Source organism: Pseudomonas sp. NDM (assembly GCF_003105095.1).
In the GTDB taxonomy this organism is placed as follows: domain Bacteria; phylum Pseudomonadota; class Gammaproteobacteria; order Pseudomonadales; family Pseudomonadaceae; genus Aquipseudomonas; species Aquipseudomonas moraviensis_A.
The window spans coordinates 21,219-39,716 of sequence record NZ_QETJ01000010.1 but is presented as its reverse complement, the minus strand read 5'-3'; the positions used below and the strand labels follow the sequence as shown (position 1 = coordinate 39,716).

14 protein-coding genes and 2 pseudogenes are annotated in these 18,498 nt (G+C 54.4%); 4 read left to right on the top strand and 12 right to left on the bottom strand.

What is annotated here, in order from left to right:
- Window positions 1-108 precede the first annotated feature (108 nt).
- From DCO47_RS04580 to DCO47_RS26895, 4 genes are all read left to right on the top strand, one after another.
- Window positions 109-1,200: a hypothetical protein gene (locus tag DCO47_RS04580; protein WP_116657569.1), complete on the top strand. Its 1,092-nt coding sequence runs from the start codon at window positions 109-111 to the stop codon at window positions 1,198-1,200.
- Window positions 1,201-2,537: 1,337 nt separating this feature from the next.
- Window positions 2,538-3,140 carry a hypothetical protein gene (locus DCO47_RS04570; protein ID WP_116657568.1) on the top strand — a complete coding sequence of 201 codons (603 nt, stop codon included), beginning with the start codon at window positions 2,538-2,540 and terminating at the stop codon, window positions 3,138-3,140.
- 98 nt (window positions 3,141-3,238) lie between these two features.
- The gene (locus DCO47_RS04565) at window positions 3,239-3,601 is read left to right on the top strand and encodes a DUF6173 family protein (protein ID WP_116657567.1); all 363 of its coding nucleotides are present in this window, start codon (window positions 3,239-3,241) and stop codon (window positions 3,599-3,601) included.
- 49 nt (window positions 3,602-3,650) lie between these two features.
- Window positions 3,651-4,289 carry a hypothetical protein gene (locus DCO47_RS26895; protein WP_133247392.1) on the top strand — a complete coding sequence of 213 codons (639 nt, stop codon included), beginning with the start codon at window positions 3,651-3,653 and terminating at the stop codon, window positions 4,287-4,289.
- Between the two features lie 861 nt (window positions 4,290-5,150).
- Here DCO47_RS26895 and DCO47_RS04560 read toward each other — a convergent pair.
- The 12 genes and pseudogenes from DCO47_RS04560 to DCO47_RS04505 all read right to left on the bottom strand — a co-directional run bounded on the left by DCO47_RS04560 (window position 5,151) and on the right by DCO47_RS04505 (window position 18,342).
- The gene (locus DCO47_RS04560; RefSeq protein ID WP_116657566.1) at window positions 5,151-5,963 is read right to left on the bottom strand and encodes a hypothetical protein; all 813 of its coding nucleotides are present in this window, start codon (window positions 5,961-5,963) and stop codon (window positions 5,151-5,153) included.
- A 310-nt stretch (window positions 5,964-6,273) separates the two neighbouring features.
- Window positions 6,274-6,627 (bottom strand): hypothetical protein, encoded by a 354-nt coding sequence (locus tag DCO47_RS04555; RefSeq protein ID WP_116657586.1) that lies wholly within the window; start codon window positions 6,625-6,627, stop codon window positions 6,274-6,276.
- A gap of 241 nt (window positions 6,628-6,868) precedes the next feature.
- A complete protein-coding gene (locus tag DCO47_RS04550; RefSeq protein WP_116657565.1) occupies window positions 6,869-7,600 on the bottom strand; it encodes a hypothetical protein in 732 nt (243 codons plus the stop codon).
- Between the two features lie 664 nt (window positions 7,601-8,264).
- A pseudogene (locus DCO47_RS04545) lies at window positions 8,265-8,439 on the bottom strand (inositol monophosphatase family protein); the annotation flags it as partial.
- Between the two features lie 225 nt (window positions 8,440-8,664).
- Window positions 8,665-9,087, bottom strand: coding sequence for a TetR family transcriptional regulator (locus DCO47_RS04540; RefSeq protein ID WP_116657564.1), 423 nt, complete (start codon window positions 9,085-9,087; stop codon window positions 8,665-8,667).
- Entirely contained in the window at window positions 9,084-10,982 is a 1,899-nt protein-coding gene (locus tag DCO47_RS04535) for an integrase (RefSeq protein WP_116657563.1), read from the bottom strand. The genes DCO47_RS04540 and DCO47_RS04535 overlap by 4 nt, the downstream gene beginning before the upstream one ends.
- A pseudogene (locus tag DCO47_RS04530) lies at window positions 10,979-12,658 on the bottom strand (hypothetical protein). Before DCO47_RS04530 ends, DCO47_RS04535 begins: the two are co-directional and overlap by 4 nt.
- Window positions 12,658-13,806 (bottom strand): site-specific integrase, encoded by a 1,149-nt coding sequence (locus DCO47_RS04525; RefSeq protein ID WP_116657562.1) that lies wholly within the window; start codon window positions 13,804-13,806, stop codon window positions 12,658-12,660. The pseudogene DCO47_RS04530 and the gene DCO47_RS04525 overlap by 1 nt, the downstream one beginning before the upstream one ends.
- A gap of 160 nt (window positions 13,807-13,966) precedes the next feature.
- Entirely contained in the window at window positions 13,967-15,130 is a 1,164-nt protein-coding gene (locus DCO47_RS04520) for a DUF4350 domain-containing protein (protein ID WP_064365037.1), read from the bottom strand.
- Window positions 15,127-16,665 carry a DUF4129 domain-containing protein gene (locus DCO47_RS04515; protein WP_116657561.1) on the bottom strand — a complete coding sequence of 513 codons (1,539 nt, stop codon included), beginning with the start codon at window positions 16,663-16,665 and terminating at the stop codon, window positions 15,127-15,129. Before DCO47_RS04515 ends, DCO47_RS04520 begins: the two co-directional genes overlap by 4 nt.
- Window positions 16,652-17,629, bottom strand: a complete 978-nt coding sequence (locus DCO47_RS04510; protein ID WP_116657585.1) for a stage II sporulation protein M — start codon at window positions 17,627-17,629, stop codon at window positions 16,652-16,654. Before DCO47_RS04510 ends, DCO47_RS04515 begins: the two co-directional genes overlap by 14 nt.
- The gene (locus DCO47_RS04505; protein ID WP_042607310.1) at window positions 17,626-18,342 is read right to left on the bottom strand and encodes an RDD family protein; all 717 of its coding nucleotides are present in this window, start codon (window positions 18,340-18,342) and stop codon (window positions 17,626-17,628) included. The genes DCO47_RS04510 and DCO47_RS04505 overlap by 4 nt, the downstream gene beginning before the upstream one ends.
- Window positions 18,343-18,498 lie beyond the last annotated feature (156 nt).

The following is an 18,498-nucleotide window of genomic DNA, read 5'->3' as shown; positions in this document are numbered from 1 at the left end:
AAAGTCGTGATCGTTTTTTTCATAAAAAATATGAGCTGCTATTCAAGAGTGAGTTGCAGGATCTCTAAGCAACAACGCTGTATATCTATCTAGCAGAAGGAAACTGCCGTGCCATACGTTCAGACGTCACAGTTATTCAATATCGATTCGTTGCTCGAGGAGCTTCGAGACGAAGTGGTCACGGGCGAGACCCTGGATCTATTCGTTGCGTCACTCGCCTTTAAGAACTTCGACGGCTTTGCCCGGCGACTACCATTCGTGCTTGAAAGCGTGACCTATAAGGCCGCGACGTGGCAGACGTTGGTGGACGCTGCCCCCGCGAAGTTTAGGATCCGCCAGCCCCAAGAAGAGGTTCTAGTCTTTGCACAGACCGAACATTGCGGCTGCGTGCGAACCTATCGATATCGGCGTGCACAGGGCATCGGCGAACATGATGCGGCAGGCACGGGGTGGTGCGCTGTGTCGACCCCTGAGACGTTTTACGCACAACTCGACACGCCGGCGGCTGCGGCTGTGTTCCACGCCTGGCAGGCCTGGATGACCCGCACGACTGCAGATCAGGCCGCAATGGCTGAAGGACGCTTTGAGAACACCGCAGTCTCCCGATCGGTAATTTTTACTGGAGTGGGCAGTTGTTTGGCTTGTAAGGCGCCTTCCGTCGCCAGTGCACGCACTACGTTGAGCAGCGCCGCCGACAATGGTCTGCTGATTCAATTGCCGTTATGTGCTCAACACCTGCAGGCCGCCCAAGAGTATCCGTGTGTCGCGCTCTTTCTAGAAACGTTGTTCTCGATCTCGCTTGGACTGCCGGAGGTCGAGCGACGGGATGCTATCCCGGATGAGCTAATCGCATCATTGCACGCCATGGTCGCCGAGGCCTTGGGCGGCACGGTTGGCACTGCGCTGAAACGAAAGCGCGGCTGGCACCTGCGCATTGCTCTATCGGATGGCTGGCATTGGTTGCTGCGCCTGAATACCTTAATGGACTACGCATACATGTTGTACCCGCCGGGTGCAAGCAAGGAGATCTACCGTGCCGACTCGGCGCCCGATCATCCTGACTTGCCATTTTTTCCCGATCATGAACATGAGCGGCCCTCGAAAAAAAATGAGGAGATCGCACCAAGCTTTCTTTACGGCAACCCGCTGTTGGATCTGAAACGCTTGCAGCGCGTAGAAAAGGACCTACGCAGTGCCTGACTGCACCGAGCCTATGTCGGAACTCGGGGAAACGCTGAGGGCTATCGGTTGGGCTTCGCTGTCTAGAAGGTTCGGGGCGATTTAGGTCGCCCGGATTTCTTAGTCGATTGGAGAAGTTTTCTACATCAACAGTGAACCGGAATCCTTAGTCGTCGAACGCTACGAAGCCTCAGAGCAGTTCAAGGGCATCATAGAGAAGCTGGATGCCGCTACGATCCACCACACGGAAGGCGAGCGGTTTTCACCATTCGCGTGTTGAGTAGCGCTACCGGCCTGCTGGAGCCATACAAAGTATGCCTAGCGTTCTATCGCGAACACCGCTTGCTGCGGATTCACGTCACCAGCGCATATTTCGCACGCACTGGCGAAGGCTCCCCCGGATACCCCGATCAACAAAAAGAGGGGCAATGTCTTCATGGTCGCGATGGACACGCAAAGAAAGCCCAAGGATCAATGCTCCAAGGAAGTACAGAATCGGCCGAAGCCGCAAAATTGAAGGGCCAGAAATACGAATCCCGCTCTAGGCGGGATTCTCAGCCGTCGACTGCATGCGTTCGACGGGGCAGGGCGCTGTTGCCTGGCACTGGGCCATCTGACTTACATCAGAAGCGGGGTGCGATCCGAAGATCCCTGTAACCACCCTGTGGTTCACGCTTAGGCGCAGACGAACAATAGTCAATCGATAATCACTATGTCAATCATGCTGTCACCTACTGGATCACCTAGACTCACCCCCGATCATCCCTCAGCCCCGTTCAGAACTGCCCTGGCACCGTCCAGTTGATCGCCAGGCTGGCAGACCTCTCAGGCTACTCAGACAAGGCCGAAAACTGCACCTTGGCGTTCAGGGAGCGCTCTACCTGGCGCTGCTATTCGGCGGTTTGCCGCTTTTTCCGAAAATTCCACATCGTCAGTACCTCGTCCGTAAGACCCAGTTTAAGGCCTGCTGACGCGGATATTTTTGCAGGGGGATCCGGCTGCGCCGGAGTTCCACATTTACTTATTGTACGATTTTGTCCGAATTCTGCGGGCGACTCTATACGACTCCTAATACCGGTATAGTTTTATGTTGTAGCCCGCCGATGTATCAGACCTTTCAGGCTGCGTAATTGCATGGACCTAACCACCCATTTGTATCGGACTTGACCAGCACGCTCCGTAACTATAACCGGCAGAAAACGGCCAAAAGCGGACGTCTGGAAAAACGGCTGCTCCCGGCCAAAAGCGGGTATTCAGGGTCTCTACTAAATTAGGGGCAGATTCAGTCCTCGGTAAATCGTGCTGGCAATTTTGTTTGGAATCGGGTGTGATAAGCAGGGTGCAGATGGAGCTGATAGATGGAAGTGAAAGACTTAATGACGTTGGGTTTCTCAGGCGGGGCATTACTCGTTTCATTCGCAGCGTTGTATTTTTCACAACTACACAAACCTTCTAACGCGATGTTGATCCTTCTCGAAAGAACATTTACACCTGAGTCTGTTTTATTGAAAATTGGAGACAGTATTTACGATATAACTAAGGATCGTGCTGTTAGTCCTGCAATGCGACACCTCAGATACACCTTGAGCAATAACGGCAAGCAGGCACTGTATGTAAAGTCTGTAGAGATTCTGAGAGGTCCTGACAAGCTTGGTCATATGCGATCAAGTCACTCATTCACAGTTTTATACGATGCAGAGATGACTTCCTGCCTACTCGATCCGGGGCAGATTCTGCCAATTTATATAAATCATCCCGTTGAATTTAAGCTTCCCAGTGATTTCGACTATGCCTTTAATGCTTATGAACTAGTTAGCGTCGAGTTGATTTCAGCTGACGGCGCTCGATATCAAATTTGTCATGATGTTTCAAGTCTGGGAGCCATCGGGCCTGAGTTTCATAACCCTCTATGGGATGGTGTTGCTCTCGGGGCTCCAGTAAGAGGCTCCGGATATATGTAAAGAACGATCAAGCCGCCCAACCACATGGCGGAAATGTTTTTTGGATTGGTGTATATCGTCGTTTTTCGAATTACGCGAACTAATGGCGAAATCAGCAGATGGAAGTCAGAACTCCGCTCATAGCCGAGATGAACAGAGTAGTAAACAAGCAGCAATTTGATAGAGACAACCCAGTCATAGCTGTTTTCAAAGGCTTGCACGAATACGTCATATCTTTTGAATCCAACCTAGACGACGATCACGAGGTAGGCGCAAGACTCGTGACATTTGGTCAGTCAATTCAAATTCACGTTCAGAACATTGGCTACAAAGCGCCATTTCTGATTACTTTTACCGGTGTCGATAGCACTGGCAGCCAGCTGCAGCTCGTTCAACATGTGTCACAGTTGAGCTTTTTGCTGGTGGCGGTTCCAAAACTTCAGGAAAAGCCCTTCCGCGTTGGTTTCATATGGGATAAATAATTAAAAGGCCCTTCTAACCGACTTTGGCGCTACGCACCGCCGACGACAGATGACCACAAGGACGAATCAAGGTATATTTTCATTCTTTTTAGGACTTTTGAGTGAAAAAATGGTTATTAAAGATGCATTCGAATGGCTCATAGCAAACAAAGAAACTGCAAATTCAATTGCTACAATCGCGAGCGCATCTATCGCTTTGGCAGCAGTTATTTTGTCTGTCGTCTCCATCTGGATTGCTCGATCCACACTTAAAAGTCAGCAAGCACATAACAAACTGTCTGTTAGGCCGCTCGCCTACATAATGATTGGCGACTATGATGGCCGTATTTTTGTAAAAATTCGTAACCACGGAACAGGACCAATGATTATTAACTCGGTGACGGTAATCGGAGCTGCGGACCCTAATAAGCCGCTTATACAATCCATGCCATTGCTTGGGCCAAAAACTGCATGGACGAACTTCGTGGAAGATTGTTCAGGTCGTAGTGTCCCAGTAGGGGGCGAAATAGACTTGGTAGATTTTACTTTTCAGGAAGGATTTTGCGAGTCCGAATATCAGAGAGCATCTTCGCAAATTCGAAAGATCTTAGGCGATTTGGAAATTTGCGTAAATTTCACAGATATTTACGGAAGCAATCTTCCACCATCTCAGAGAAGTCTTAACTTTTTCCATCGTTTGCTGACCTAAAATTGTGGTCGCTTTGTACTTGTCACTACCGTCAGCTAAGCGTTGGTAATAACCAGTTGCGAGCGACCGCTTTTGGCCGATTGCTGCCTGTCGAGATGGGCTGCAAACGACCCATAGCAGACACCGATCCAAGGTGCTGTAGTCAGTACCGGCCGCATTGCCTGCAAGCCAACTCCCACTGGAATATGAACAGCATTCAGGCTTGCGCTGTACCTGTGGGATAAGCGTCCGGCCAACTCACCTTGCCTAAGTAAGGATGGTTTCCACTAATGCAGAAGCAGTTGCTCAATCTCAGTGGTCCGTCGCATAGGCTGGGGAGACGTCTGGACATAGCAACGACCTCCCCCTGCGCTGACTGCTCGGCTATCCACCCCTGACATTAAAAGTGTCGAATGTAAAAGTGTTTCGATAAGCCTATCTTGTGATCTAATACACGAATTCTCTAAAATTGCTTATAAAAACATGCGTAAAGGAGTCGCATCGAAGTCGGTTAGCGCGATTGTCCGGCAAGCCCTTGAGGCTATTGGTTATAAAGCAAATTGAACTATCTATTCACTCTTCATATGTGAGTATTAAAATTCTTTGTCGCTGGCTCTATTGCTCGTTACGGCAACGGCGTTGGCATGGCAGTTTCCTCGCCGACATACACATTGTTAGCCTTCAGGAAACTTTGCCAGTCTGAGTTGCTGAACTACTACCTTGGTCTGAGTGAATCATCACTTCTTGCTTTGGTTTACGCGTCCTTGCCAACTCCGCCATGGTACCGATAAGCGGCAATACAAGCTCAAGCCACGTCATGCACGTTTGGCCAACCGCTCAGAATTGCCTCAGCACTTGACCTGTTGTTACAAGCTAACTTAATCAGTGTAAACGCTGGGTAAATATTTGATGTTCCATTTGTTCCACTTCGCTCGCATAGTACATGCGGCTGGCTGGAGTCAGCGCAGTAGCTGTCAGAAATTTTTTGAATGCCTCATCAGCAATCGATAACTTTCCCTTATATTCGCGCAAGACGTTTCGTTCACTCTCATCACTCATGAAAGTTACGCGCTCAGCAGAGCCGGCAGCCTGATTCAGCACCCTGCGGTCAGCATCGTCGCTGCTTTCGAATTTTCTTTTCGATGAGTGCAGCCCCACAACGAACCGATCACCAAGGGCCAAGCGCTTTATGCCCGCATAGACGATAAATACACATGCAGACTGGCACGAAGCAGTGAAACGCGCACCTCCTACCTGTGGTTTTTCATCAGTGAGCAATGTATCAGCCACGCACGTATTCAACTGGTTGGTTTTGATAAAGCCAGCAATTTGCGCAGCCGTTTCATGGTTGCCGCCTCCTGAGTTAAGGCAGAGGGTATTAACCTCTGGGTGAAGTTTCATCAAAGTTATTATTTGACGCAGGAAAGGCTTGTAACTACCTTCTTTTACGTCCCCTTGAAAGTTGAAAGAATCAATACAAACGCTAAGATCTTGCGTGCAGGCTCGCCCATATGCCAGATCGACGTCATCATTCGCATGCACATATCGGTATAGTCCCTTTGCTGGTTCCAGGATCTGATCCTTCAGTTTTGGCATGAACAATAGTGCAGGCAGCACAAAAAAAACTATCGAAGCGCCGTAAATGGTAATACACCCTACTGACACGAGTGAACGGAACGCCCACTTATTCGTCATGAAATTTCTCCACTTCATATTTATCAATATCTATAGCATCGGCATTTCATCTATCGGCAGCAATGACAGAAACGTTATCTTCGCGATTAAATATAATGTCAAAAGGCAGTCACAGAACTCCTACACCATGCCGTAGCTCTTATTAGGGTCTGTATGAAAAATCTTGAGGCGAAGGTCAAGCGCCCAGCTCATGCAGCGTCAAAGGCGAAATCGACTCCGACACAAAAGAAAAGGGGACTGATTTATTTCTCAGAAAATAAATCAGTCCCCTTTGTTTTCTAAAAAAGTATGGAGCCTAGTATGAATACAGTCATGATGATTTCTTTTTAAGCACAAGCTTACCGTTTTCGTATGAAATCTCTTCATAGTCCTTAAACAAGGCAATTATGAGTGCTAGTCCAATCGACGCAGCTGCAATAATGGCGGCGATTTCAAGCCCGGTCAGCGCGGCAACTGGGGCTGCTGCGAGAAATGAGAGGCCTCCGGTCATTGGCGTGGCAGCAAGCGCTGCCGCCAAAGCTGCGACGGTGATAGAACCAGCCAAAGCAATCTTCTTTCCACGCTTGACCTTGTCGGCGAGCTCTCCCTGGACAACAATCTGCTCCACGCCCGACTTTCTAGCTTTAGCCAGTTCGTCCTTTGTTCTAACAGTCACGACGCTCATATATTTCCTTTTGCAGCCGGTATAGATCCTGAGCATTGCATGAAGCTCCAGGGTTCAGTTAATGATGGCATCTTGCCCGGCGAGCAGCAATACAACTGTGCAATCGGCTATTCAGGCATGCATGATTGAACGCACACGTGCGTCGCTAAGACGGGCGGCGCGCAGGTCACACTTCAGCTACTAGTCCCCTTTTCTGGTTGGTCCCCTTTTCTTTCCTTTTCTGTTGAAGCGAACGCGTGACCTACGCCAATGCAGCTCTGTCGAGCGCAGACATCCATTCCATCCGCTTCGCAATAAGCTCAAGCCTATCCGAATCCGAAAGATATTGTCCTGGTGTGGGCAAGGCAGAAGCTGTGGCCTCGCACCAGCGTAAATATAGAGCGCTGGTACTATCAAAATCTGCTACTTGCGCCTTGCGCGTTAATGCCCGCTCGATCTGTTCAGCGATAATGGGATTGACTTTGGAATAAGCAAACTGCGATGACGGGTGATTAGCCACCGCCACAGGCACACCACCCGCTAACGCGGTAACTCGATCACCGTTGCGCTTGCTGAAGCAGACAATCAGCTCTGGTGCCAATACCTCCAAGACTTCAGTAAAAGGCTGCTTACCTTTCTCCCAAGCTGCGCTCGACGGTGCTTTGCGGATACTGGGTATAAACTCTTGGATGAAGTTGTAGTAGGCAATGCAATGCCAAAAATCACTCCTATCTACTTTGGAAAAGTGCTTCCTAGCATTCAGGATCGAAGCCATTATTTTGGTGAAATGCGCATGTTTCCGAAGCTTAGCTGTGGCTTCAGGGTGTTTCTGGCCTAAAGCCAGGGCCTTCAATACCTCGGGTGTGACTGTCGGGCGTTCATGTTCCTTGGCCCCATAGTGAGATTCGCAGACCATGAGAATGCGTAGACCGTGAATGCCACGCTCGTAGTGTGGACCGACCCATGGTGCAAAACGGACCGTACTTTTGCTCATTGCCATCCTTAGCTTGTTTGCTTAGGCCAACACTTTTGGCCCAATCGCAATCACACCATTATTTTTCAACACAAGCGAACGGGATTTGAATTCAACGGGGTTTTAAACGCTGTTCAATCGACCTCACTTTTATAGCCATCCTGAATGGCAGCTTTTGGCCGTTTTCTGCCTGTCACCACAACCAGCTGTTGGTCAGCTCTATCTGGAGCTTCAGGATCGCACCAATCCTAAAGAGTGGGCTTGGCATGACATCAACCGCACCATCTCAAGCGATCTTTAATCATCTATGCTTGGATGACCCATTACCGCCGAGCGCTGTCAGATGAACGAGCCTACTGAATTTATTTATAACACCACGGCATTTGGTCAATGCCGGCGTGATTTTCCAGATTAGCCTATGAATTTCAATCATATGGAGTGTCTTATGTGCGGAGACATACCCGTGGCAAAAGTATCGGTAGAATTATGTACTTTTGCCGACGAAGTAAAAAAACAGAAACTTTCAAGTCTTGACTGAATATTTCTGGCCGACTGCTGCCCGCAGCGAAGGGCTGCTATGGGGCGTTTTCTACCGGTCATGTCGACGGCTCGTACCGGTCAAATCCGATGCAAATGACTGGTCACTTCGAATGCAAATGGGTGGGCAAGTCTGTGCAATTACCCAAAGGCCTTTCAAAAAGTCACTTGTGCCATCATTAGGGTCCACAACCCAACACCAAGCATGCCCTGTGAGAGCGTGCCCAGTCTCCTCACCCCCAAAAATCGCAGCTAAACAGACTGAGAATCCCAGGCCTCAAAATCTCTTCAATCTACAAATCAATCACGGCCTTGTCACTTCGATTTGAACAGTCTCATTGGCATGACCAGACACGTTGCAGTCGACGCATTCATCACCCGCGAAAACTTCACGCTTGCTGAAAATCTCAGCGGTTTCAGCTTCTGACCGTAGGCAAACACGCTCCGCTAGGCTGAATAAAATGAGATTTGAGTACGATTCGGACAAGGATTGCGTCTGCAACCGTTGGGCAGCAAATAAGTCATACCACCGATCCTTGGGAAACGACCTATCCCTTTCTTGAAGGCAGATCGATCACCTTACGGTCGGCCAATTTAGCCTTAAGTACACGGTTTTCGTCTAAAAGCACCTCGTTGACGGACGCGAGACTGGCGATCTTAGCTCGCAGTTCCTCGATTTCCAGACGGTAGGCCGCGGACTTTCTGCGTTCCGTAACCAAGTCTTGTTGTTTCACGTCACGCATGACGCGACTTGAGCGGCCTTGAACCTCTCGGATAGCCTCAGCAATAACTGGGTAGTGATTGTGGATCAGTGCCGTCGATACGCCCGCCTCGCGGGCGACTGCTGCAATGGTTACCTTGGTTTCCCCAGTGTGTGCACGGCCTTTTTGAATGCGGTGGAGGGCTAGCTTCAGATCCTTTTCACGGTCTTCAGCCGGCTTGTATTTGGTTGTCTTGTCCTTGGGCTTCATGCGATCAGCGTCTCTGAGTCCATGCCTAACTGGACCAGTACGTCTCGGCAGCGATTGAGGTCGCGCTCAACACGTTGGCGGCCACTCTCTCCAATGTCCTGGCAATGCAGTAGCCCTTTCAGATCATCATAGAGTCGCTGGTAGATAGCCGAGTGGCGGCTTCCGATGACGGCATTGTTGCAGTTGCTACAGCGACTGCGCTCAAGGTTATTGCCTACGCAACCGTTATTGTCTGCTGTGCACCAGGCATGGCCGTTGCTTCGAATCGCAGTGCTCTCAGCTATGGATTTCAGCATCGACGCGTGATCCTTGAAGATCAGCAGGTTCTTCGGCTCCCGCTGCCACTGCTTGAGTGCGCGGCCATAGCCTCCGGCCAAGTAGTCGTCACCCAGCCAGCTATCGACGACGCCCAGTTTTATATCTTCCAATTCCCCCAGTACATCGGCGTACAGTTCTAGGTTTAGATGCTGTCCCCAGCTTTCATCCATGGCGTAGCCCAAGGTCATGTCCAGCGACCAATGCGCAAAATGCTCCTTAAGATAGCGCAGGTCACCGAAACGACTGTGCGCTGCGTAGTTGGCGAATTTGCGCCGAAACTGGTGGCTGGCGAATTTCCAGCTCAGACCGCAATCCTTGGCGAAAGCATTGAGGTTTGTCCCCAACGAGCAACTGGTAAGCGTCCTTACTTGGTTGCGCTTTCTTGGGTATAGGCCGAGAAAGAGTGCACGGCGGTGATTGTGCGCCTCGGTAATGATTGGATCCTGAGGGTTGGCGCGACGACGCTTAAGAATCTCGGTCGTGATCATGGTCTGGTAGGGTTCGCACCAACGTTCCATCACGCGCAGAGCACGCACGCCAGCCTCGGGGATCATCCAATCATGAATACCGGCATCGGTCTTTTCTGACCTAGAGCGCATCCAGTGGTAAACGCTGCCTTCATCGTCTTGGGTGCGCTTGTGAGCTCCTGTTTGGAGGTTCGCCAATTCATGATGGCGACAGCCAGAGGTGCTGGCCAAGACGATATAGCACGCGGTACGCAAGTCGTTTAACGCCCTGTTAAATGCCCTCAATCCGCCTTTTCGACCCATTGCGCTCAAGTGATTATTCTTAGCGCGAATGATGGTTTCTCGACACTGACCCTTGCACTTCCCAGCGAGAGCATCAAGCGCATCGCGCAAATCAAGAAGTTGCTGGCCGCATTCAACCTGCAAGTGGGCCCGCTCGAATAGAGTGCAAAACACATCATCAGGGATTAGCGGTGTTTTGGCGCCTTGCTTCAGGCGGCTGCCGCTGCCCGTAAGCCCTGCCATCGTCGTTGCGGAAGTTTCAGGCCAAGGATGCTGTGGCATAGGGTCGGCGGTGTACTTGCTCAATTCATAGATAGCTTCGACGGCAGCGAAACGACGACGCAGGCCCTCCTGCGATAGCGGCTTGCCCTTGGATCTGCGTGGCTGCCGGTGCGCCTTGCAGGCAGTTACATATGTCGCGCAGGCCAATGGTGTTACCGCTCCCAAGCAGTCGAGCTTCAGCTCATCCAGGTGGCGTAGGAATGGCATTGCATCAGAGAAATATTGTCGCACTATGCCGCCTTTAGGGCGACCAGCCTCAAGTCTTCCACGCCGTAAATAGCGGTAAAGAATCGCCTTCATTACCGACCGAAATGCCGAGGGCACAGTGCTGAAGTCCAGCTGTTTCTTGTTGGCGGGGATATTGCTGGTGAATCCGTCGATTTGCCAAATGTCATCACCATAGCGGCTGAGAATCACCCAATGCTTATCCACTTCAGTAGCGCTGATAATGAGGGAGTTTCGTTCGCACTCGGGAAGTTCACGTACATCGTCCGGCTGAACGTCAACGGGCGCCAATCTGACGGTCGCTAAGGTGATTTCGCTCATACAAGGACTTCCAGGCTATCAATCCAGTCAACCGACCAAAATGAATGCGGTAGAGTGCGAGCGCGTTCACGTGCGGCCACTACGGCTGCGGGCTTAAAGATGCCTCGTCGTAGTCCCTCGGCAACGATGTAGTGGTCGATCAAACGAGGAATGTGGGCGTACTCTCGTGCCCAGCGCCGTTTGTCCATGCGCGAACGCTCGGCCAGCACGCGGAAGTAAAAACTGAACACCTTGTGCAAGTCCTCGGCGGTCACCGCATAGTGTGTGCAGCGCAGGCAGTTCATGAAGTTCATGCAAGTGGAGCCATTGTGTTTCGGAGCGTACTGGCCATTCGCAGGGTCTGAGCAGCGGCCCATAGGGGTATCTTTATAGGTCGTCCCTACAGTTCGAGATAGCAACTCTTGCACCATCACCTCGCCCATAAACCGCCAGTTCCGACGCGCATTTTCGTCGGGTCTGAGATAGTGTTGGTCGGCCACCTGTGGGGTATTGCCGAGTGCCGCGGCGGTAGTCGCCAGATCACCATTGGTTAGTTCGAAGATGCGATTGGCAAACGTCTTGCGTAGACGCGACACATTGATCCGTAGCGGTTCACCGTTGCTATCGGTCAGCCGATGCTCGGCTACAAGGCGCCTTATAGCCCAAAATAACGTTTGGTCGTTCAGGGCTGTGACTTGGTTGACACGTTTGTTAGTACGTATGCGATAAAGCCACACTCGGTCCTTTAGATCATCCGGGGCCTCGGCAATTAAAGGCTCGCTTAGGGTTATCGCGCGGCGAATCAGACGTTCGACGTTAGTTCTCACGCTCAGTGTGGACTCCAGAACGCACTCGGCATCCGACTTGGCGCGCAGGGCTACTTTGCTGGTGTTATAGCCGCGTCTCTTCCACAGAACTAAAAACACTCTGTTTTCCTTGGGGTGCGGCTGCAAACAATCTCGGGTCATTTCCAACAGTGGTGTGGTGTTGCGACCGGTATGCAGCGCTACGGCCAGCAGAGCTAAGCTTAGAAGTTCACCGGTTACAGGAGTGTTGTCGATCCAGAGATGGTTAATTGCCAGTTGTAGCGCCGCCGCGAATGCTTGCCGCTCGCGTTTGGTCAGCGCCGTCTCGCCCTTGGCCTTGCGGTTGCTGTTCGGGAACGGATTGCGCGGGAACGTGGCCGCATCGCCGGAGGTGAGCAAGGAGATCAATCCACGGCGCCCTAAGGCTAGTAGTACGGGCTTCGTGTGCGTGTAGAGGGATTTCTGACCTGTAGTCGTGACGCCCTTTCCGGCTAGATGGCCGAGATAACCGTCGATCAGGTCCCGTCCTACATCATCCAAAAACAAGTTGCGGCCAACAGCCCTCGACCGTAGCACGCATTAGTCGAGGAAGTTGCGCAGCCCGTTCCAGCAGTAGCCACTTATAGTGCTGGCCGCGATGGCGCCTTCTTGGCCGGCGAGAAAGCGTTCGATCTGGCGCTGGCAAGCATAGGTGATGGCGTTAATGCCTACGCCGTACCAGCGTGAAAAATCAAAGCTTCGGCCTCTCGTAGAGTTCCGCCCGAACTCAACCCTGGTGTTCGCCAGAGGGATGGCCTCGGGCACAATGACCACATTACCCGCTTGGTCGCGGCTGTAATCGACTTGCGGAACGCTGAGGTCGGTCTTAGTAAATACCTTGCGCTTGCCCATCAGATGGCCCCTGACAGTGCGTTCAGCTCATCGTTGTATGCGAACACCGCCTCGTCGGCCATTTCATTGACGAGGTGCAGGTACACCATGGTCGTCTGAATCGAGCTGTGCCCGAGTTGTCGCTGAACGAACACCAAGGGCTCCAGCCCGCTCGCAGGATTACGTTGAAGACTGATAAGGGTATGGGTGGCATACGTATGCCGAAGCATGTGCGTATTCACCTTGATTCCAGCTCTCTTCCCAGTGTGGCTGATAATCCGGTTGAGGCTCTTGCCGTCGCTGCCATAGGGTTCCCCGGATTGGTTTAACAACAGCGCCTTTTGCAGGGGGGGGCTAAGCGAGGCGCGCTCGCCGCGTAGCTTCGTCGCATAACGATAGAGTTCGGACATGAACTGGCGACTGACGTAGATATCCCGTAGCTTGCTACCCTTGGTCACCATGCCGCTGCCGTCGAACGGATCGAGCCGAATGCGAAGGTTGCATTCAGATCGTCGAGCCTCGTTCGGGTCAAAAACGTAGGTGAGCGGGAATGCGGCGAGTTCTTCACGACGCAGACCCGTATGCAGAGCCAGTCGCATCATTATCCGGTGATGAGGATTCTCCGCTGCGTCCAGGAGCCCCTTGATCTCGACCATGCTCAGGAACTTGGGGATGGTCTTGTGACTACGCGGCATTACATCGTTTGCGATTGCTTTCCCGCCACTAGAATCGACATGCGCAAGGAAACCTGTTTCGCGCCTTAGAGTGCGTTCTTCGTAGTCGAAGGGTAGTCGTTTTACCCACCCCTCCTTCAGCGCGAACTCGTAGAATTTGCAAATGTAATGCAAGCGTTGGCGAGTGGTATTCGGTGCCAGCTTGCACGCCACTAGACAATAGTCCCGATAGGCCGCCACAAGGCTTTTGGCCTCTCCACGATCCACGTCCCGCCAGTCAATCTCATGTGCCTGGAGAAAACCGAAGAAGTCGTATAGTGCGCGTCCGGTACTGGGCCATGAACGCTTAGAGCCAATTGCCCCACGAAGCAGGTAGTGACGAAAGAACTGATTAGCCGGGATACAGCTGTCCATCGAGTCCCATAGCAGAATGGGAAACCGCGAGAAAGGTCGCCCAGCGATCACCAAATCCTCATTAGCCCACACAAGCTCCATCTGCCATTCCCTGCACTGACCAGACGCCCGAACCCTTTGTCCGCTCTGACGGAGTGAGGGTCATTAGACCGCCCCCTCAAGCACAATCTCAGCTCTAGCTATGAGCTTGTAAGTGGCTGCTTTTAATATAGTGGATATCTAACGCTTGCAAGGCGCCGGATCATAACGCGTTCCTCAAGGTTTGCAGATGAGCGACCTGACGGCTGAAATCGGCGCTGGACAAGCGCTGCTTCGGTCGTGGGCTCAGGGCCTGGCTGATGGCGCGGGTGGGTTGCCGGGTCAGGCGCGATAACGCCAGCCATTGTTCGGCCACATTCAATTGATCGAAACCGGGATGGCGGCGACGGGCACGGCGCAGGATGTCTTGCTGCAGCGCTTGCAACAGCGCTTGCTGGCCGTTGTGGCGCAGCAGGAAATCGGCGCTGGCGCGCAGATGCTCCAGCAGTTGACGGCGACCCGCTGGCGCCGGCATTTGCACCGGCCCGTGGCGCACACTCGCCTGCCACAACCACAGACCGATCAAGGCGAGCAGGGCGACGATAGCCTGCGGGAAGTAGCGCCAGAGCAACGTCCACAGACCATCGTGGGCGGTGCTGTAAATCAGCGTGACGTCGGTGTCCGCGCTCAGGTACCAGAGCAGCCAGGCGTTGTCGTATTGGCCGATGGCCGGGGTTTTCCACAGCTCGGCATCGGTGACGACGGTGACCGTGCCGAGGCCGTATACCCGTTGCATCATGTGCGTGGCTTTGGCGCTGTTGGCCCAGGCCTGGGCTACGTTGTTTGGGTCATCGAGGTGGAAGTCGGTGTCGAAACCGGCGTAGGCCGGCGCGTCTTCGTCTTCCAGATACAGCTTGGTCAGTTTCGGGAAGCGATCCTTTTCCACTTCTGCCGGAGGATCTTTCAAGTCTTTGCTCAGCGATTGGTGCAGTTGCACGCGGTCGAGCAGCAGATCGTTGCTTTGCCGGGTTTGCGCATCCCACAGCGACTCGGCGACAAACACCAGACGCCCGCCGGCGCGAGTCCAGTTCAGCACCTGATCGACTTCACGCGGCGTCATCCGCGCGCGTTCACCGAACAACAGCAAGGTGTGGTTGTGCGGATCGATCTGCGGCAGCACCGCCAGGGTGTCGGCGTGATTGACCGCGAGGCCGCGCTCGCGCAGGAACATTTCTGCGGCCAGATACGGGTTGGCTTGCGCGGTGGGCGAGGGGCCGTGATCGATAACTTCCTGATACGGCCGGGCTTTGAGAAACAGAAAAAGGCTCAAGCCGCCGAGCAGCAAAAGCGCCAGCGCACCGATCGACCAGCCGATGCGCCGGTTCAATGCGCAGCACCTTTGGCAAACAATGCACGCCAGCCGTTGCACAGCTCCGCTTGCAAATGTGCCGGTGGAACCCGGTGCCCGTAGGCCATGTTCTGCCAGTGGCCGGTAAGGTTGCGGCTGTAGGCGAGCAGGTCGGGACGTTGCAATTGCTCGATGCGTTCGAGGATCTGGCTCTCGGTATCGGCGGCTTTCAGCGTCAGGTCGAAATCGTGCAGCAGATGGCTGAGCAGCCCGCGATAGAGCAGGCCCAGCGCGGCGCGAGGTTCGCTGAGCCACAATTGTTCGGCGCTGGCGGCGATGTCGTCAGGCAAGGTTTCACGGTTCAGATCGAGGCCGAAAACTTGCGGTGGCGCCGGTGGTTTGCTGCGCGATGGCAGGTTCGGGCGACGACTGACAAAGGTCCGGAAGAATTCGCGATACCGCCAGACCAGCCAGCCCAGCGCGGCGATCAACGCACCCCACAACAGCACTTCAATGACATTGGCCACGGCGTTCAGGCGTTGCCCGTCGAGCCAGCCGAGCAAGGTCTTCAGCCACTGCGGCGCCTCACCCGGTTGCGCGTCTTTCGCCGGGCTCGCCGGATCCTCGCCAAAGCGGTAACGGGTGACGCTTTCCTTGTTCTTGAACGGCGGCTGTTCAAGCAATGACTGGATGCTGTTGCGCGAGGCCTGACTGGTCAGCGGTTGATTGAGCAGTCGTGGCGCGTCCGGCGTATCAGCCGCCCACACCGGTTGCAGGTTCGGCAGTAGCAGACACACGGCCAGCAACACACCGAGCACGCTGTTGTTCAAACGCTGGCGCAAACGCCGGAAGACCAGCTCGATATCCCAGGCTTCCAGTTGCGTGCGGCGGTTCAGGTACAGGCTGAAACCGCAGGCAACATAGACGGGTTCCCAGACCACCAGGATCAGCGCATAAAACGCGTTGGTCAGGTGTTCCAGCCAACGCCAGTCCTGATCGGCCGCAAGCAGCAGCGACTGCCAGTCCCAATCGGTTTCGATCTGCTGCGGCAGCAACATGTAGAACAGCAGCATCACGCCGATCCACAGTGCGGTTTCCAGATGCACGCCGATGATCGTCAACCATTGCGCGGCGCCGCCGTTGCGTTGCAGCAGCACCTGCAGGCGTTGTTGTCTGGCCTCGCCGTCGAGGCCTTCGAGTTGCGTCACCGGCAGCACAAAGCTGCGACTCAGGCTCAGCCGGCGCCAGGTCAGACTGGCCAGCAGTTGCGGCCTGAGCAGGCGCGGCCATTCACGCAAGGCCTGCTTGAGCGTCGGCGTCTCGCCGAACAGCGCTTTGGAGAGGATGTACAGCGGCAGGCGTTCATACGCCGGTTTCAGCCACCAGAACACAAACACCGCCAGCGATGGCGAATCCCACAGCAACACGCTGAGCAGGGCGAACAGCGGCAGGGTGACGAGCGCCCAACTGGTCATCAACAACCGCCGATGCTGCTGGCTCAGCAACACGCCCAGGTCCATCGCTTCCCAGGTCGTGCGCGGGCGGATCACCACACTGGCGTCACTCAGGCGCATGGCGGGTCCTTCCGGCCAACAGCAGATAAACCGCAACGGCCAGCCACAGCGCGGCGCCGACGGCGTATTTGGTCAGCGGTGCGACACTGGTCTTCGACGACCAGTAAGCCTCGATGAAGGCTGCAATCAGCAAGAACAGCATGACCCCGCACACCAGCAGCACGCTTTTTTGCGCGGCCAGGCGCAGTGCCTCGCCGCGGGTCAGGCGTTCCGGTGCGATCAGCGCCCAGCCCAGCTTCAGGCCCGCGGCACCGGCGAGGGCAATGGCGGTCAGTTCGAATGCGCCGTGGCCGATCACGAAGGACCAGAACGTCTGGCCGAAGCCGATTTCGCTGAGATGTCCGGCCACCGCACCGATGATCATGCCGTTGTAGAGCAGGAAAAAACCGCTGCCCACGCCCATCAGCAAACCGCTGGCGAAGGTCTGGAAGGCGATGCCGATGTTGTGCATCACGTAATAGCCGAACATCACCCAGTCTTCACTCGCTGCGCGTTCCGCCGAACGTCCGAGGTGGCCGGCGACGGGGTCGTACATGCCTTGCATCTCGCGCACCTGTTCGGCGGGGATCAGGTTGTAGATCAGCTGCGGAAACAGATAAACCAGCACTGCGAAACCGATCAGACTGCCAAAGAACAGCAGGCTGGCAACCGCAACGAAGCGCCACTCTTCGCGCACCAGTCGCGGAAAGTCGGCGAGGATGAAACTGATGATTTGCGCGCCGAGGCGACTGCGATGCCGATACAGCTGTTGATGGCCGCGCAACACCTGCTGCTGCAATGAATCGATCAGAAAACTGCTGTAGCCGCGCTCCTGGGCCAGAGCCAGATGCTGGCAGAGACGTCGATAGGCTTTGGGAAAAGCGCTCACCTGCGCGGTGTCCTTGCCATGTTCGAGGCGTTCCAGCGCCAGGGCGAAGCGCTCCCATTCGGCTTTGTGGCGGGTTTCGAACAGGCTCTGCTTCATGGGGTCGGCCCCAGCAGTCCGCGTGCGATGCCATTGAGTTCGGACACGGCCCTGGGCGCGGAAATATGCAGCGGCTGCGCCAGCAATGCTGCCAGCTCATTGACTCGCGCCGGCGACAGCTCGGCCTGACGCTCGGCGAAACCGAGCACCGCGCGTTGTTCGCTGAGCGTGAGAGCGACGGGGCAGCGGCGAGGTTCGGCCTCAGGCAATTGCGGGCGACTGAGCGGGCGTTCGCTGTAGACCACCAGTGTGCCGGCGGCAATGTCGCCGAGGCGTTTGAAGGTCGGGTGTTGCAGGCAACTGATCGCACCGAGGCAATAGCCGAAGGGCAGCAGGTCGACAACACGCAGCAGGTTGCGCAGCAGTGAGGCCGACCAGCCGATCGGCGTGCCGTCGTCATGGACGACGCGCAAACCCAGCCATTGCTTGCCCGGCGAGCGGCCTTGGCGCAGCACTTCGAACAGCACCATGTACCACCAGCTGATGGCAAATAGCAGCAGTGAACCGAGGCCCATGCCGAGCTTGCCGAGAAATGCCAGTGCGATAAACAGCACGCCCAGAATCAAGCCGCGAATGCCCAGATCGATGGCAAACGCCACGGCGCGCACCATCAGCCCGGCGGGGCGTAACGGCAGGTCGATGCCTTCCGGCGTTTCGACCTGATGGCGCGTATCCAGCGGTGCTTTCCTTGGCGGTGCTGTGGGCTCGAGCATGGGCTACCTGATGTTCGCCTGTTCGGGATGCAAGTGCGGCTGATGCTAGCAGTCTCTCGGGTGTGGGAGCGAGCCTGCTCGCGAATGCGGTGGATCAGTCAGCCCATGTGCAACTGACAGAAAGCTTTCGCGGGCAGGCTCGCTCCCACAAGGGAA